This window comes from Streptococcus cuniculi (assembly GCF_004570575.1).
Lineage (GTDB): Bacteria > Bacillota > Bacilli > Lactobacillales > Streptococcaceae > Streptococcus > Streptococcus cuniculi_A.
Genome location: NZ_SPPD01000002.1, coordinates 172,358 through 187,307, shown reverse-complemented (window position 1 = coordinate 187,307; position 14,950 = coordinate 172,358). Strand labels below are relative to the sequence as shown.

Genomic DNA, 14,950 nt, shown 5'->3' with positions numbered 1-14,950 from the left:
TATGAGTGTTGAAGCGTCAAAACAAGCCTTTAAAGAGGCGCAAGCCGTTTTTCCTGGAGGGGTCAATAGCCCTGTCCGTGCTTTTAAGGCAGTCGGCGGAAATCCTATTTTCATTGATAAGGCCAAAGGAGCCTATCTCTATGACCTTGATGGCAATCGCTACATTGACTATGTCTTGTCTTGGGGACCGATGATTTTAGGCCATGCCAAAGAAACTGTAATTGAAGCTGTCAAGGACGCAGTGGAAAAAGGAACTAGCTACGGAGCACCGAGCCCCTTAGAGACACGGCTAGGTAAACTCCTACAAGAACGTGTGCCTTACTTAGAGCGTCTCCGCATGGTTAGCTCAGGAACTGAAGCGACCATGAGTGCGATTCGTGTCGCAAGAGGAGTGACCAAGCGCGATAAGATTGTGAAGTTTATCGGTTGTTACCACGGTCATAGCGATGCCTTTCTCGTGCAGGCAGGATCTGGTGTTGCCACCTTTGGTCTGCCAAATTCCCCTGGTGTTCCTGCCGCAACAGCACAGGATACGCTGACCCTTCCTTACAATGACCAAGAAGCCTTGCGCGAATGCTTTAAGCAGCAGGGACAGGACATTGCAGGGGTCATCATCGAAGGAGTTGCAGGCAATATGGGGCTGATTCCAGCGGATCCAGACTTTATAAAGCTTATTCGGGAGCTAACCAAGCAGTACGGTGCACTCTTTATCATGGATGAGGTTATGACTGGATTTCGAGCGAGTTATACAGGAGCTACTGGGCTGTATCAGGTCGAGCCAGATTTGCTCTGTCTTGGAAAGGTTGTCGGCGGAGGCTTTCCAGTTGCTGTATTTGGCGGTAAGAAAGAGTACATGGACGCTGTGGCGCCGCTCGGTGCGATTTATCAAGCAGGAACTTTGTCAGGCAATCCCATTGCCATGACAGCAGGTTATGAGACGGTCAAAGGCTTGACACCTGAGCTTTTTGAGCAGATGAGCGAGCGAGTAGAGCAGCTCTGCCATGGTCTAAAAGACTTGGCAAATACCTATAAGGTTCCTCTACAAGTCGTTTATCTTGGCACGATGTTTGGTTTCTTCTTCAATTCAAAACCTGTCCGTAATTTCGAGGATTCAAAGGCCAGTGATCAAGACATGTTTGCCAAGGTTCATAAAGCCTTGCTGGCAAAGGGGATCTATCTAGCCCCTTCGCAATATGAATCCAACTTCATGTCTACTGCACATACCAAAGAAGATATCGACACAACGCTAAAAGCTTTTGAAGAAGTATTTGGAGACATCTATGGGTAAGTTAATCGTGGTCACAGGTGGTGCCCGAAGTGGCAAATCTCGCTTTACCGAAGAGCAAATTTGGGACAAGGACAAGGTCTGCTATATCGCAACAGGCGTGATGCAAAACGTAGACGAAGAGTGGCAGGAGCGCGTGCGACTTCATCAGAAACGCAGACCTAAGTCTTGGGCAACGCATGAACAATACGCGAACATTGGCGACTGGCTGGCTCAAGAAGACTATGACTATTATCTCCTTGACTGTGCGACCATGTTGACTACCAATGTCTTGTTTGAGACGATTGAAAAGCATTTTCCTGAAAAACTCCTGCTAGATGAGGACCATTTTCTGACAAAGCCAGAAGAAGCCCTCGTGACGCAGAAAATCATGGAAGAATGGGAGGCTATTTTAGAGGCTAGCCGTCAGAAAAACATGACGCTTTATGTCGTGACCAATGAAGTCGGTCTTGGTATTGTTCCTGAAACCAAGCTAGGACGGTATTTTAGAGACCTTCTTGGAACAATCAATCAAAGACTAGCAAAGGAGGCAAGTGAGGTCTATCTCGTCATTTGTGGACTGTCACAACGATTAAAATGATTCAATCCTTGATTATCTATACGCAATTTTTTAGCCGCATTGTGATCCATAAAGAAGTTGATTTGGTCTATGTACGCAAGGGAATTCCAATTATTACCTTGTTTGGTCTGTTACTGGGATCTTTATCTGCTCTCTTTTACTATCTAATTCAGCTAGTCTTGCCAGACATGGTGGCTTGGGTCTTGACCCTGCTCTTTGATGTCTTGCTAACAGGAGGATTTCATTTGGATGGCCTAGCTGATATGGCAGACGGCTTGTTTTCTTCTCGTAATAAGGAGCGCATGCTTGAGATTATGAAGGACAGTCGGATTGGCAGCAATGGGGTTCTGGCACTGATTTTATACTATGGCTTGATGATGGTTGCCTTTCCTTATCTGCCTAAGCCAAAATGGCTGATTGTTGCTAGTTTGACCATGATTGGAAAGGCTGGCCTTGCTTTGCAGCTCTACCACATGACCTACGCTCGGGCAACGGGTGGTTCTGGTCAATTCTTTGCAGGAACAACGGTGTTGCAAATTGCTCTCGCGCAAGTCCTACCAATATTGGTTCTAGGAGTTGGTTTTGGGGTAAAAGGGCTGCTCGGCTATGCCTTGGTTTTTCTCGGTGCGATTTTCTATCGTCAATTTGTCTACGGAAAAATCGGCGGTCATACAGGGGATACTCTGGGTGCCTTTGTCGAAATTTCTCAGATTTTATTACTCCTAGGACTGATGCTATGAAAATTTTTTTGATGAGACACGGAGAAACCGATTACAACAAAGCGAGATGTTTTTATGGGAGTGTAGATGTTCCTATCAATGCTCACGGCAAGCAACAAGCGTTGCAATTGCGGGACATTATGGCAGATAAGAATGTCTCCCAAATATATACCAGCTCTTTGCAGCGAACCAAAGAAACAGCACGACTTGTATTTGATACAGATAGTGTGGCTCTCTCTAGTCTTGATGAGAAAGGGTTTGGTAAATGGGAGGGGCTGACTGCTGATGAGATTGAACAGCATTATCCTAACGAGTGGCAAGCCTGGTTAGAGGCTCCTTTTGAGATCACCCCTCCTGATGCGGAAGAATTTTCGCATTTTCAACAACGTGTTTGGCAAGTGACAGATGACTTGGTTGATCAACACGCATATGATAGCATTGCTATTGTCGCTCATTTGGGCGTTCTTCGTCTGATTTATCAGCGTTTAATTGATCGTCATGCTATTTTTTGGGATCTTGATTTTCCCCAAGGAACGGTCACTTGTTTTGACAACAGTCATTCGAGAGAATGGCAAACCTCTACTTTAAACGGAAAGGAGGAATCCTAATGGAAACATCTATTCAAGAACGATTTGTATTTGCAAATGGTTTGCGGACACGCAATCGTGTGATTCTAGCTCCCATGACGATTAGTGCTTGTGAGTCAGGTGGCTATGTGTCGCAGGCAGATATTGACTACTATGCAAGGCGCGCAGAAGGTGTGGGTATGATTATCACAGGAAGTGCCTATGTTCATCCTAAAGGTCAGGCTTTTGCAGATAGCTTTAGCGTGGCAGAAGATGACAAGATAGAAGGCTTGAGCCGTTTAGCAACAGCCATTCAGGAAAAAGGAAGCCTAGCCGTCCTTCAGCTTTATCACGGTGGGCGAATGGTTCTCCCTGATGTCATCGAAGGGCAGCCAGTCGCACCGAGCGCTGTCAAGGCCTTGCATGGCTATGTTGCTACTCCTCGGGCACTGACTTACGAAGAAGTTGATGAAGTGATGAATGACTTCTTAGCAGCGATTCGCAGGGCGATTGAAGCAGGATTTGATGGAGTTGAGCTTCACGGAGCTAATACCTATTTAATTCAGCAGTTTCTCTCCCCACATTCCAACAGACGTCGGGATAAATGGGGCGGAACCCTCAACAACCGCATGCGTTTTGCGAAGACCTTGCTGAAAAAAGCCAAAGCCTTGGTCAAAGAAGAAGCCAAGCGCCCATTTCTCATCGGCTATCGTTTTTCACCAGAAGAAATCGAAGAGCCCGGCCTTCAGCTTTATGACACCTTGCAGCTCTTGGAACAACTGATTCGTCTGGATGTGGACTATCTCCACATGTCCGTCAATAACGTTTGGCAATCCTCGATTTGCAATCCCAAAGAAGGCCAACCCATTGTGCAGCAGATTTTGAAGAAAATTGGCCAACGGGTGCCTCTGATAGCAGTCGGCGGTATTCAGACAGGACAAGACGCAAACAAGGTCTTAGCAGCAGGCATTCCTTTATTCGCTCTGGGCAAGGCTTTATTGCTTGACCCTGATTGGACCCAAAAGATTTTAGAAAATCGAGAAGAAGATGTCATTCTTCGGTATAAGGATGATTTGCAAGAGCAGTTGCAGCTCCCTAGTTCTTTCGTAGAAGAACTTCGCGACTATTTAGAAGGTAACTATTGATTATTTAGAAAGACAAACATGAAAAAGAAATTATTGATCCTATTTACGGCGCTATGTGCCCTTGTGCTTGTGGCTTGCCAATCAAACAAAAATCCAGCCACTCCATCAGCAGGCAGTAAGGATACCCTAACCCTTGCTTGGGGAGAAGATTTTGGGGATGTCAATCCTCATCGCTACAATCCTGACCAATTTGTCATTCAAGACATGGTCTATGAAGGTTTGGTCCGCTACGGAGACAATGGGGTGATTGAGCCGATGCTTGCTGAATCATGGATGATTAGCGAAGATGGTAAAACCTATACCTTCAAACTTCGTGATGCGAAATTCTCAGATGGCTCAAACTTTACTGCACAAAATGTGAAACGCAACTTTGACACGATTTTCTCAGAAGAAAACAAGGGCAACCATACTTGGTTTAGCTTTACAGAGCAGCTTGATTCTTACAAGGTTGTAGATGACCATACATTTGAAGTGAAACTCAAACAGCCGTACAGTGCAACTCTATATGATTTAGCGATGATTCGTCCTATTCGTTTCCTAGGCGATGCTGGTTTTCCTAAAGGAGATGACACAACCAAGGACAATGTGGCCGCTCCGATTGGAACTGGTCAATGGGTGGTCAAAGATAAAAAATCCAATGAATTTATCACCTTTGCTCGCAATGAAAACTATTGGGGCGAAAAACCAAAACTAAAAGAAGTCACTGTTAAAATCATTCCAGACGCTCAAACACGCGCCTTGGAATTTGACGCGGGAAATCTTGATTTGCTCTATGGAAATGGTTTAATCGGTCTTGATACCTTTGCTCAATACGCTAAGGATAAGACTTATACAACAGATGTTTCCCAACCAATGTCCACTCGTCTATTGCTCCTCAATGCTTCACAGCCCCTTTTCAAAGACAAGGCTGTCCGTCTCGCTATGAATCATGCCATGAATAAGAAATCAATCGCAGAAGACTTGTTCCGTGGCACTGAAACACTAGCAGATACCATCTTCTCAAAATCAACCCCACATGCTGACGCTGGTCTAACACCTTATGAATATGACCTTACAAAAGCTGAAAAGATGTTGGACGATGCAGGCTGGAAAAAAGGAAGCAATGGTATTCGCGAAAAAGATGGTCAAAAACTAACTGTTCACATGCCTTATATTTCCACCAAAGCAACTGACAAAGACTTGGGCGAATATTTCCAAGGCGAATGGAAAAAGCTAGGCGTTGACGTGCAATTAAAAGCCATGGAAGAAGACGATTACTGGGCAAATGCCAAGACTGGAAACTTTGATATGATGTTGACCTACTCATGGGGAGCACCGTGGGATCCGCATGCCTGGATGACAGCCCTCACAGCGAAAGCAGCACACGGACATCCAGAAAATATCTCACTTGAATCTCTTGAGGTAAAACCAGAGCTTGATCAAGTCATCAAAGCAATCTTGGTAGAACCAGATGAAGAAAAAGTAGATGCAGGATATAAGAAAGCCTTGACAATCCTTCACGAACAGGCGATTTATATCCCAATTACTTACCAATCTGTTGTTTCCGTTTATCGGACAGGAGAATTGGAAGGCGTTCGTTTCGCACCAGAAGAAAATGCCTTCCCAGTTCGCTTTATTAGCAAGGCAAACTAAAGCACATCATCATAAGAAAAAGGAGTTGGGACGATTCCTAGCTCCCTTTTTTCCAAGTAGGTTTATTAAGGAGTTGACATGTTAAAAAAAATCCTTTCATTCATAAGTGCTTTGCTGATGACTTCCATTCTTACCTTTCTATTAACCAAGTTTTCTTCTGAAAATCCTGCTGAAAATTACCTGCGCATTTCAAGAATTGCCATTACACCTGAGGCACTCAAGCAAGCCAATGAGTATCTGGGACTTGACAAATCTTGGGCTGAACAGTACTTCATTTGGATGCAAAAAGCTCTCGTGGGAGATTTGGGCGTCTCTTATCTCTGGAAAGTCCCTGTTTTTCCCCTTGTCATCGATGCCTTTTTATCGACCTTATTCTTGGGGGCAGTATCTTTTTTCTTGATTGTTGTGATTTCCTTGCCATTAGGTATTATTAGTGGTATTTATAAGGATTCCTTGGTGGATCGAGTGGTGCAATTCTTTTCCTTTGCCAGTGTTTCAATGCCGACCTTTTGGCTGGGCTATCTCTTCATCCTCTTCTTTGCTGTCCATTTAAAGTGGGTGCCAGTATCTGGCAAAGAGGGTGTCAGTAGTGTCTTGCTACCAAGCTTAACACTGAGCCTTTCCTTGATTGGACAATATACCGCCTTGGTGAGAAAAGCGATTAGCGAGCAGATGAATAGTATCCATGTTGAAAATGCCTTATTGCGTGGTGTCAAACCTTCCTTTATCATCAAACATCACTTGTTGCCCAATGCACTTCCTGCCTTGGCAACAGGGCTCAGCTTGACCTGTGTGTATTTATTGACAGGGTCGTTAATTATCGAGGAAGTATTTGCTTGGAACGGGATTGGGAGTGTCTTTGTCCACGCCCTACAAGCAGTGGATATTCCTGTTATTCAAGCCTGCATGCTCTTATTTGGCAGCTTATTTCTCATCAATAACCTCATCAATCAATACTTAACAGGTTGGATTGACCCCCGTGTTCGGAAAGCAGGAAAGGAGATCAAATGACCAAACGATTTGTATGTGCCAGCTTCATTTTGACAATCCTTCTTGTATGTGCCATTTTAGCGCCTGTCCTAGTTCCCTTTGACCCGCAATATGTCGATGTGGCGAATAAGCTAGCAGCACCAGATGCCAATCACTTACTGGGGACAGACCAGCTAGGGCGTGATATTTTCTCTCGTCTTATCTTTGGCGCTCGCTTTTCCCTGTTTCTTTCCTTAGTTATTACATTCTTAGAATTGCTGATAGGAGTAGGAGTAGGGCTACTTGTCGGCTGGTATCAAGGCAGAGCAGAGCGTATTTTCCTCTGGTTTGCAAATGTCATCTCCGCCTTTCCCAGCTTTCTCTTATCGCTTGCGACAGTTGGAATTTTAGGTCAAGGCTTGACCAATATGATTTTGGCAATCGTGATTGTGGAGTGGATTTTTTACGCCCGATTGGTGACTAATTTAGTCAAAAGTGCCAAGCAAGAATCCTATGTCATTGCAGCAAAAACAATGGGCATGTCCGCCTTTCATATCTTGAAATACCATATTATCCCTTTTATTTACAAGCCAATTCTCGTCATTTCCTTGATGAATATCGGAAATATTATTTTGATGATTTCTGGTTTTTCCTTCCTAGGAATCGGCGTTCAGCCCAATATCGCAGAATGGGGGATGATGTTACACGATGCAAGACCGTATTTTCGGACAGCTGTTTGGATGATGATGTCGCCAGGGCTTGCCATTTTCTGCACGGTTATCTCCTTTAATCTAGCAGGGGAGTATTTTGAAGAGAAAGGCTGGAAAAGACCATGGAAACGTTGAAAATTCAAGCATTGTCTGTCCAAATAGAAGACCAAGTCCTCTTAAACAACATTCAAGTCTCACTCAAGCAGGGACAATCTCTTGTGATTATTGGCGAAAGTGGCGCAGGCAAGACCTTATTGACCAAGCTTATCATGGGACAAATTCCGCCAAAAGCACAGGTCACTGGCAGCATTTCGTATAAAGGGCAGGACTTGCTTCATTTGACCATCAAAGAATGGCAACAGCTCCGCGGAAAAGAGCTGGCTTATATGATGCAAAATCCTATGGCTATGTTTAATCCTTTTCAAAAAATCAAGGTTCATGTCCTTGAAACGCTTAGGAGCCATTATCCATGGACCAAGGAAGAATGTCTGCAAAAAGCGCAGACCGCTATGAAAGCCGTTCGACTGGGGCATGTTGACAAATTATTGGACAGTTATCCATTTGAACTCAGCGGCGGGATGTTGCAGCGAGTGATGCTGGCGATTCTTCTGAGCCTAGATTCTGATACCATTCTGTTGGATGAACCGACTTCTGCTCTTGATGCCTATAATCGAGAAAATGTCTTGAGAATGTTGCAACTCTTGCAGGAACAAGGAAAGACTCTACTGACAGTGACACATGATTACGAATTAGCCCGTCAATTGGGCGGACAAATGCTCGTCATGTATAAGGGAGTGATTGTTGAAGCAGGAGCCGTGACAGATATTCTCACTCACCCACAACACCCCTATACACAAGAATTGGTCCTAGGAAATCCTTATGAACGGTTGGTGACTTATGAAGATTGAATGTAGACATGTATCCAAACAATTTGACACAAAACCTGTCCTGCAAAACTGCCATTTTTCTGTCAAACAAGGTGAAATTGTCGGAATTATGGGCGAGAGTGGGACTGGCAAGAGCACCTTAGCAAAGCTTTTGGTTGGGTTAGAACAGGCGAGTGCTGGTGAGATTTTACTGGATGGAAAACCCTATCATGGCAAGGACGGCGCTCGTATCCTCTTGGTTTTTCAAGATGCCCTTCATGCCGTTAATCCCTTATTTTCCGTGAAAGACATCCTAACCGAAGCCACAAAAGATGCGGTCAGTGTGGAAGAAATCGTGGCTATCTTAAAAGAAGTGGGATTGGATGAAACCTATCTCACCAAGAAACCACGGCAGCTAAGCGGTGGACAGCTGCAGCGCATTTGTATCGCGCGTGCGTTACTCCTACAACCAGATGTGATTATCTTTGATGAAGCTTTAAGCGGTCTAGATCCGCTCATTCAAGGGCAGTTATTGCGGCTTTTGTACCAATTGAAGATCAAACACCAACAAACTTATATCTTTATTTCACATGACTTTAACCTTTGCTACGCCCTTTGCCACCGCATTTTAGTCATGTTTGATGGCCAGATTGTCGATGAAATCACGGATTTTAGTGATCCTATCGAAGTCAATCATCCAGCTACACAAAATCTCTTGACCCAAAGTCAAAATCCAAAACATCCTAAATGCCGTATTCGTAAGATGATGGCGACCATTCAACAAACACATGAAGGAGAACAGAAATGAAACAAACCTTTGAAACACGAAAACTCTACTTTGGTTTTCCAGTCTTTTTTCTAGGCTACAAGGATGATGTCCATGGCTACAATATCTCGACTTCCAGCTCTGCCTATTCTCTCGGTAGCATGATGGTGGTTGCTATGAGAACCAAGGGCAACGCCATTACAGAAATCAAAAAGCATGGGCAATTTACCGTGAACATCCCAACGCAGGAATTAACCAAAGAATCTGAAATTGCAGGCTTCAATAGTCGCAAAGATAAATTTGCCATTACCGGCCTATCTTATACGGTTGGAGAAACAGTGGATGCGCCACTTGTAGATGCTTGCCCTGTGTCGATTGAGTGTGAGGTTATTGAAATGGTCGAATGTGGGGCCCTTACGAACGTTATCGGTCGTGTCACACGCCGTGTGGTAGAAGAGAGTTTGATTGATGAGAACAATGCTTTTAAGAGTCAAGAGTTTTCACCCATTAGCTATATCGGAGATGGTGCTGCCCGTCTGTATCGCTATTACAATGATGACTTTATCCAAATGGGGAGTATTATTAAGGAAATGAGGAAAAAATAAGAGTCTATTGTCACACCATCGCACTTAATAGCTAGCTACTTGGATTTGAAATGTAGCAGTAGACAATTTTTTTATAAATATTTAGAGCAATTTTGAGTAGTTTATGGTATACTAGTAACAGAAAGAAAACGTTTTTAATAATCTATTAAAAATAATATTCATATAAAAAATGGCAAAGGCGCCTGTTTTGTTCGCAAAGAAGCGAAAGTTTCACGTTCAAACAGGATAACTGTGCCATTTTTTGTGTTTTATTAATTTATTTATATTCAAGGAGGTTTTTCCTATGCGGAAAAAAACGATTGTATTGCTCTGTGGAGCTGTGTTGTTGCTAGGAGCTTGTCAGGCTAAGAAAGAGACTGAGACAAAGATGTCTGATACCAAAATGGAGACTACAATGAATGACAAGGTCTTGGCAAAGGGAAATTGGGAGGATGTCCTCCATACACGTTTGGTCAAACTCATTGAAGAAAATGGGAAGATGAGTAAAGACTATAAGGAAGATAAAAAACCGTATGCTGTGTTTGACTGGGATAATACGACAATCATCAATGATATTGGTGAAGCGACTTTTACCTATCAAATTTCCAATCTTGCTTTTAAAATGACGCCTGAGCAATTTGATACTGCTGTTCGAGAAACCTTGCCAGAAGACGACTTTAAAGAAGAATTTAACAATAAAGACGGACAAGCTGTAAATATCAATAAAATTGCGACGGACTTACTGGCTGACTACACAGTTCTTTATAATGAGTACAGTGGCATGAAAGGAAGCAAGTCATTGGATGAAGTCAAGAAAATGGATGAATTCAAAGATTTCAGTGCCAAACTTCGTTATTTGTATGAAGCAGTTGGAGGTACCTTTAGTTCAGACATTAGCTATCCTTGGGTAACCTATATGTATGCAGGTATGACCTCAGAGGAAGTGCAGGAACTGACTGAAAAATCAATTGATTATGCCTTGAAAGATGACTTGGTCTATGAAACATGGGAAAGTCCAAGTACGCTCAAAGGAGAAGCAGGTCAGGTGAGCGTTACCTTCAAGCTCGGTGTTCGTTCTGTACAAGAAATGCAGAACCTATACAAAGCGATGATGGATAATGGTATTGATGTGTATATCTGTTCAGCTTCTTACTATGATGTCATCGTACCGTATGCAACCAATAGTAAATATGGCTACAATATTCCAAAAGATCATGTCTTTGCCATGCGTCTTGTAAAAGACGAAGCAGGGGTTATCCAATCTAAATTTGACACCTCTTATGCACAAACACAAGGCGAAGGAAAAACGAAAACCATTAAAGATTTGATTGCTGTCAATTATGATGGGGCAGAACCCATCATGATTGGAGGAGATAGCAATGGCGACTATGCAATGCTAAAAGATTTCCCTGAATTGCAGGTCGGTTTGATTTTCAATCTATTGAGAGACCCAAGTAAGGGTGTTGGCTTACTTGCCAAAGAAGCAATAGATACTTATGAAAAAGAAGATGAAAAATACTTCTTACAAGGTCGCGATGAAAACAAGGGTGTGTTATTGCCACAACGCGAAACTATTAAATTGGATAAAAAAGATGCAAAATTGATGAAAGAATAAGGGGATAAGAGATGAAGAAAATCATGTTTGTGGGCTCTGTCGGGGTGGGAAAAACCACTCTAACCCAGCGCTTGAAAGGCTTGGAGTTAAATTATTACAAAACCCAAGCAATTCAATTTTATGATGCCATCATTGATACGCCGGGAGAATTTTTGCAACATCGTAAGTACTACAATGCCTTGACCGTGACTGCCGCAGAAGCGGATGTGATTGGTTTGTTGGTGTCTGTTGTAGATACAATGCAGACCTTCCCTCAGGGATTTTCTTCTCTTTTTACCAAGCCTGTTGTCGGAGTGATTACTAAGATTGATATGGCAGAAGATGACAGCAAGATTGATCGGGCGCGGCAACAATTAAAGCAGGCTGGTGCTCTTCAAATCTTTGAAATTTCTGCCGTTGAAAATAAGGGAATTGCAGCCTTAGAGGAGTATTTACGGGAAGAATAGTAATTATTATTTTGAGACGGTGCAAATCATAATATACTAGAGAAAAATGAGAGAAAGGATGGACGAGTGATGAGAGTAGAGCACGGAGGAGATGCAGCTGCTTTGGCAGAAACGTTGGGTTATCCATTAGAGGAATGTATAGATTTTAGTGCTAATATCAATCCGTTTGGTTTGTCTGAGCAATTGAAATCAACCTTGGTTTCAGCCATGGAGCAGCTCACTCATTATCCTGATATTTATTATCGTAAGGCTCGCTTGGCGCTTTCTGAGCACCATAACTGTGATTTGGAAAATCTTGCCTTGTCAAACGGAGCGGTGGAACTGTTCTACGAATTGGCTCGTTATTTTCGTCCCAAGCAGGTTTTGACGCTCAGTCCGACTTTTATGGAATACGAAAAAGCCTTTACTCAGGTAGGGGCACGTGTCAAAGAGTGTGTCTTAAAAGCTCCTGATTATCACTGGGATTGCGAGAATGTTCTTGAAGCTGCTTGCGACTTGTCCAGGGGGGATGTTGTCTTGATTTGCAATCCGAACAATCCGACAGGGACGCTCCAAGACAACCAAACCCTCAAAAAAGTTGCCGCTGCATTGGCAGAAAAAGGAATTATTCTCATCATAGATGAAGCTTTTATGGACTTTCTAAGCGAGGAAGAGACATATAGCTTTATTCCTTATTTGGCAGAATTTACCAATAGCATTGTAGTGCGTTCTCTGACAAAATTTTATGCGATTCCAGGTCTACGTTTGGGATACGCCTTGAGTTATCATCCCACTTGTTTGACTGAGATTCAGGATAAAAGAGCGCCTTGGACAGTCAACACCTTAGCTGATACTGCTGTCCCTGTGATTGTAGCAGACAAGGTGTATCAAGACAAAACAAGAAAGTGGTTGGTACAAGAAAAAGAGTATCTCTTTCATCAACTATCTCAGTTTTCCTGCTTGATTCCTGTAAAACCAAGTGTGAATTATCTCTTTTTCGAATATCAAGGGGAGCTGGATCTGCGGGAAGAATTGCGTAAGTACAAGATATTCATCCGTTCTTGTAGCAATTACCGCCAGTTGTCAAGTCAGCATTATCGAGTAGCCATTCGAAGTCGCAAGGAAAATGAACGATTACTGGCAGCCTTGAGGACTGTCTTAGAAGATGAGCGCTTGTATGACTAAGCTTAGTGTATCTTGCCCAGGTTCATGCGGAGAGCTTTTTCAGTGCGTGGTGGGTGGTGAAGAATACCTCCTGTCTTACGGCATTGTGCAAAAAAGTTATCTCTGCTTGGCGGAACATGAGAAGTCTCATAGTATGTTAGGTCAGAAGATGACAAAGGCTATGAGAGGATTTACAGATGTTGAACATCTAGTCTTTGACTACCATACGGATTTGCCAATTGGAAAAGGTTGCTCGAGTAGCACAGCAGATATGCTCGTAGCCTTGAAACTTTTGTCCTTGGTGAAACATCAAGAAGTATCAGCTGAAGCATTGACAAAAATCTGTAGCACGATTGAACCCAGTGATTCGGTGGCCTTTAAAGATTGGACAGTGGTCAATCCTTTGACGGGTGAAGTCGTCTTTCAGACCAGCTGGAAACCTAATTTGTGGGTCTATATCTTAGAGCCTAGAGACACAGTGGATACGTTGAGCTTACCGCGAATGACCGAAACAAAGACCTATCCTCTAGAAACTTCTCAAGAACTATTTATCCGATTTGTAAAAGCGTGTGAGGAAGAAAATGTGGTCAAATTAGGTCAGGTCGCAACACGAAGTGCACGGTTCAATAACAGGCGCTTGCCCAAGCCGTATCTGGAAGAGATTATTGCTATTTCTGAAAAGCACGGATCAATCGGTGTCAATGTCGCTCACAGTGGAACCGTTTTGGGAATTCTATTACCAGCTAAAGAGTTAGCTCAAGCTTTGGAAGAAGAGCTGGCAGGTCATCCGCTAGCTTCCTACTATCAAGACAGGCGCTTATCACCGATTATTTTTGAGGGAGTGAGGCAAATAGAAGAATGAGGGAAAATATGAAAGAGCTAAATCAAATCATTGCAAGGCTCAAACCCTTGAATGGTGAAAAAATAGCAAAAGGGAAGGCGATTTGTGACCAGCTAGCCAAACCCTTGGGGGCCTTGGGAAAAATGGAAACCATCTATGCCCGACTGTATGCCATGTTTGAAGGAAACATCACTCTTTCCAAGAAGGTAGTTATGGTCTATGTGGCGGATAATGGCATTGTGGCAGAAGGCATTTCTGCCAATCCACAAGAAACGACCTTTATCGTAGCCCAAAATATTCTCAAGGGAAAAACAGGACTTTGTGCCATTTCCCAACATGTTGGCTCTGATGTGTGTCTGGTGGATATTGGCTGCAAAAAAGATGTGGGAGAGCCTTCAAAAGAGAAGGTGCGGTATGGCACGCGCAATATGTTGCATGAGCCTGCCTTGACCAAAGAAGAGGGCGAGCAAGCTATTTTACTAGGATACCGAAAGACGGTTGAACTTATTCATCAAGGCTATACCCTTTTTGGAACTGGGGAAATGGGAATTGGCAATACCACAACATCTGCGGCAGTGATTGCAGCGATTTTGGGGCTAAAAGCCAATCAAGTGACGGGGTACGGAGCTGGTCTCACACAGGACATGAAGGCACACAAGACCCAGATTATCCAACAATGTCTCCATCAGCATGCCCCTTACAAAGATTCCTTTGATGTTGCAATTAAGCTCGGTGGTTTGGATTTGCTAGGCATGGTCGGAACCTATCTTGCCTGCGCTGAGTATGGCCTACCTTGCGTTATTGATGGCTTGATTTCCATTGCAGGGCTCCTGATTGCTGAGCGTTTGGCACCAGCGGTTTTAGACTATTGTTTTGCGTCTCATCTTTCGACAGAGCCAGCTTATGCATTAGTGTGCGAAGACTTGGGCTTGGATCCTATGCTCGCTATGGATATGCGCTTGGGAGAAGGATCAGGTTGTCCTTTGGCTTTCTTTCTCATGGAAAATGCCTGCTACACCATTGAACACATGCCCACCTTTTCAGAAGGGCAATTAAACAAAGAAGATTATATTGATATTCGGAATAGAACCGAATAAGGAGGTA

16 protein-coding genes are annotated in these 14,950 nt (G+C 43.4%); all 16 read left to right on the top strand.

The window, feature by feature from the left end; genetic code table 11:
• The first annotated feature begins 1 nt into the window (after position 1).
• The 16 genes from hemL to cobT all read left to right on the top strand — a co-directional run bounded on the left by hemL (position 2) and on the right by cobT (position 14,943).
• Positions 2–1,288 (top strand): glutamate-1-semialdehyde 2,1-aminomutase, encoded by a 1,287-nt coding sequence (gene hemL, locus E4T82_RS02580; protein WP_135181332.1) that lies wholly within the window; start codon positions 2–4, stop codon positions 1,286–1,288.
• Entirely contained in the window at positions 1,281–1,865 is a 585-nt protein-coding gene (cobU, locus tag E4T82_RS02575; RefSeq protein ID WP_135181331.1) for a bifunctional adenosylcobinamide kinase/adenosylcobinamide-phosphate guanylyltransferase, read from the top strand. The genes hemL and cobU overlap by 8 nt, the downstream gene beginning before the upstream one ends.
• Positions 1,862–2,584 carry an adenosylcobinamide-GDP ribazoletransferase gene (gene cobS, locus E4T82_RS02570; RefSeq protein ID WP_135181379.1) on the top strand — a complete coding sequence of 241 codons (723 nt, stop codon included), beginning with the start codon at positions 1,862–1,864 and terminating at the stop codon, positions 2,582–2,584. Before cobU ends, cobS begins: the two co-directional genes overlap by 4 nt.
• Positions 2,581–3,171, top strand: a complete 591-nt coding sequence (locus E4T82_RS02565) for a histidine phosphatase family protein (RefSeq protein ID WP_135181330.1) — start codon at positions 2,581–2,583, stop codon at positions 3,169–3,171. Before cobS ends, E4T82_RS02565 begins: the two co-directional genes overlap by 4 nt.
• A complete protein-coding gene (locus E4T82_RS02560) occupies positions 3,171–4,274 on the top strand; it encodes an NADH-dependent flavin oxidoreductase (protein ID WP_135181329.1) in 1,104 nt (367 codons plus the stop codon). The genes E4T82_RS02565 and E4T82_RS02560 overlap by 1 nt, the downstream gene beginning before the upstream one ends.
• Positions 4,275–4,292: 18 nt before the next feature.
• Positions 4,293–5,906: a nickel ABC transporter substrate-binding protein gene (nikA, locus tag E4T82_RS02555; protein WP_135181328.1), complete on the top strand. Its 1,614-nt coding sequence runs from the start codon at positions 4,293–4,295 to the stop codon at positions 5,904–5,906.
• A 78-nt stretch (positions 5,907–5,984) separates the two neighbouring features.
• Positions 5,985–6,917 carry an ABC transporter permease gene (locus E4T82_RS02550; RefSeq protein WP_135181327.1) on the top strand — a complete coding sequence of 311 codons (933 nt, stop codon included), beginning with the start codon at positions 5,985–5,987 and terminating at the stop codon, positions 6,915–6,917.
• Positions 6,914–7,720, top strand: a complete 807-nt coding sequence (locus E4T82_RS02545; RefSeq protein ID WP_135181326.1) for an ABC transporter permease — start codon at positions 6,914–6,916, stop codon at positions 7,718–7,720. Before E4T82_RS02550 ends, E4T82_RS02545 begins: the two co-directional genes overlap by 4 nt.
• Entirely contained in the window at positions 7,708–8,493 is a 786-nt protein-coding gene (locus tag E4T82_RS02540) for an ATP-binding cassette domain-containing protein (RefSeq protein WP_135181325.1), read from the top strand. The genes E4T82_RS02545 and E4T82_RS02540 overlap by 13 nt, the downstream gene beginning before the upstream one ends.
• Positions 8,483–9,259, top strand: a complete 777-nt coding sequence (locus tag E4T82_RS02535) for an ABC transporter ATP-binding protein (RefSeq protein WP_135181324.1) — start codon at positions 8,483–8,485, stop codon at positions 9,257–9,259. The genes E4T82_RS02540 and E4T82_RS02535 overlap by 11 nt, the downstream gene beginning before the upstream one ends.
• Positions 9,256–9,822 carry a flavin reductase family protein gene (locus E4T82_RS02530; RefSeq protein ID WP_135181323.1) on the top strand — a complete coding sequence of 189 codons (567 nt, stop codon included), beginning with the start codon at positions 9,256–9,258 and terminating at the stop codon, positions 9,820–9,822. The genes E4T82_RS02535 and E4T82_RS02530 overlap by 4 nt, the downstream gene beginning before the upstream one ends.
• 283 nt (positions 9,823–10,105) lie before the next feature.
• Positions 10,106–11,416 carry a haloacid dehalogenase-like hydrolase gene (locus E4T82_RS02525; RefSeq protein ID WP_135181322.1) on the top strand — a complete coding sequence of 437 codons (1,311 nt, stop codon included), beginning with the start codon at positions 10,106–10,108 and terminating at the stop codon, positions 11,414–11,416.
• A gap of 11 nt (positions 11,417–11,427) precedes the next feature.
• Complete coding sequence (locus E4T82_RS02520; protein WP_135181321.1) at positions 11,428–11,862, top strand: EutP/PduV family microcompartment system protein; 435 nt, start codon at positions 11,428–11,430, stop codon at positions 11,860–11,862.
• Positions 11,863–11,931: 69 nt separating this feature from the next.
• Positions 11,932–13,026 (top strand): threonine-phosphate decarboxylase CobD, encoded by a 1,095-nt coding sequence (cobD, locus tag E4T82_RS02515; RefSeq protein ID WP_135181320.1) that lies wholly within the window; start codon positions 11,932–11,934, stop codon positions 13,024–13,026.
• Positions 13,019–13,867: a kinase gene (locus E4T82_RS02510; RefSeq protein ID WP_135181319.1), complete on the top strand. Its 849-nt coding sequence runs from the start codon at positions 13,019–13,021 to the stop codon at positions 13,865–13,867. Before cobD ends, E4T82_RS02510 begins: the two co-directional genes overlap by 8 nt.
• 8 nt (positions 13,868–13,875) lie before the next feature.
• Positions 13,876–14,943: a nicotinate-nucleotide--dimethylbenzimidazole phosphoribosyltransferase gene (cobT, locus tag E4T82_RS02505; protein WP_135181318.1), complete on the top strand. Its 1,068-nt coding sequence runs from the start codon at positions 13,876–13,878 to the stop codon at positions 14,941–14,943.
• The last annotated feature ends 7 nt before the right edge of the window (positions 14,944–14,950 follow it).

What these genes read in the sequence shown, in the direction of transcription:
- E4T82_RS02535 (WP_135181324.1), top strand. Translation starts at nt 8,483, where the DNA reads ATGAAGATTGAATGTAGACATGTATCCAAACAATTTGACACAAAACCT.
- E4T82_RS02525 (WP_135181322.1), top strand. Translation starts at nt 10,106, where the DNA reads ATGCGGAAAAAAACGATTGTATTGCTCTGTGGAGCTGTGTTGTTGCTA.
- E4T82_RS02565 (WP_135181330.1), top strand. Translation starts at nt 2,581, where the DNA reads ATGAAAATTTTTTTGATGAGACACGGAGAAACCGATTACAACAAAGCG.
- hemL (WP_135181332.1), top strand. Translation starts at nt 2, where the DNA reads ATGAGTGTTGAAGCGTCAAAACAAGCCTTTAAAGAGGCGCAAGCCGTT.
- cobS (WP_135181379.1), top strand. Translation starts at nt 1,862, where the DNA reads ATGATTCAATCCTTGATTATCTATACGCAATTTTTTAGCCGCATTGTG.
- E4T82_RS02540 (WP_135181325.1), top strand. Translation starts at nt 7,708, where the DNA reads ATGGAAACGTTGAAAATTCAAGCATTGTCTGTCCAAATAGAAGACCAA.
- E4T82_RS02560 (WP_135181329.1), top strand. Translation starts at nt 3,171, where the DNA reads ATGGAAACATCTATTCAAGAACGATTTGTATTTGCAAATGGTTTGCGG.
- E4T82_RS02510 (WP_135181319.1), top strand. Translation starts at nt 13,019, where the DNA reads ATGACTAAGCTTAGTGTATCTTGCCCAGGTTCATGCGGAGAGCTTTTT.
- E4T82_RS02545 (WP_135181326.1), top strand. Translation starts at nt 6,914, where the DNA reads ATGACCAAACGATTTGTATGTGCCAGCTTCATTTTGACAATCCTTCTT.
- nikA (WP_135181328.1), top strand. Translation starts at nt 4,293, where the DNA reads ATGAAAAAGAAATTATTGATCCTATTTACGGCGCTATGTGCCCTTGTG.
- cobT (WP_135181318.1), top strand. Translation starts at nt 13,876, where the DNA reads ATGAAAGAGCTAAATCAAATCATTGCAAGGCTCAAACCCTTGAATGGT.
- E4T82_RS02550 (WP_135181327.1), top strand. Translation starts at nt 5,985, where the DNA reads ATGTTAAAAAAAATCCTTTCATTCATAAGTGCTTTGCTGATGACTTCC.
- E4T82_RS02520 (WP_135181321.1), top strand. Translation starts at nt 11,428, where the DNA reads ATGAAGAAAATCATGTTTGTGGGCTCTGTCGGGGTGGGAAAAACCACT.
- cobD (WP_135181320.1), top strand. Translation starts at nt 11,932, where the DNA reads ATGAGAGTAGAGCACGGAGGAGATGCAGCTGCTTTGGCAGAAACGTTG.
- cobU (WP_135181331.1), top strand. Translation starts at nt 1,281, where the DNA reads ATGGGTAAGTTAATCGTGGTCACAGGTGGTGCCCGAAGTGGCAAATCT.
- E4T82_RS02530 (WP_135181323.1), top strand. Translation starts at nt 9,256, where the DNA reads ATGAAACAAACCTTTGAAACACGAAAACTCTACTTTGGTTTTCCAGTC.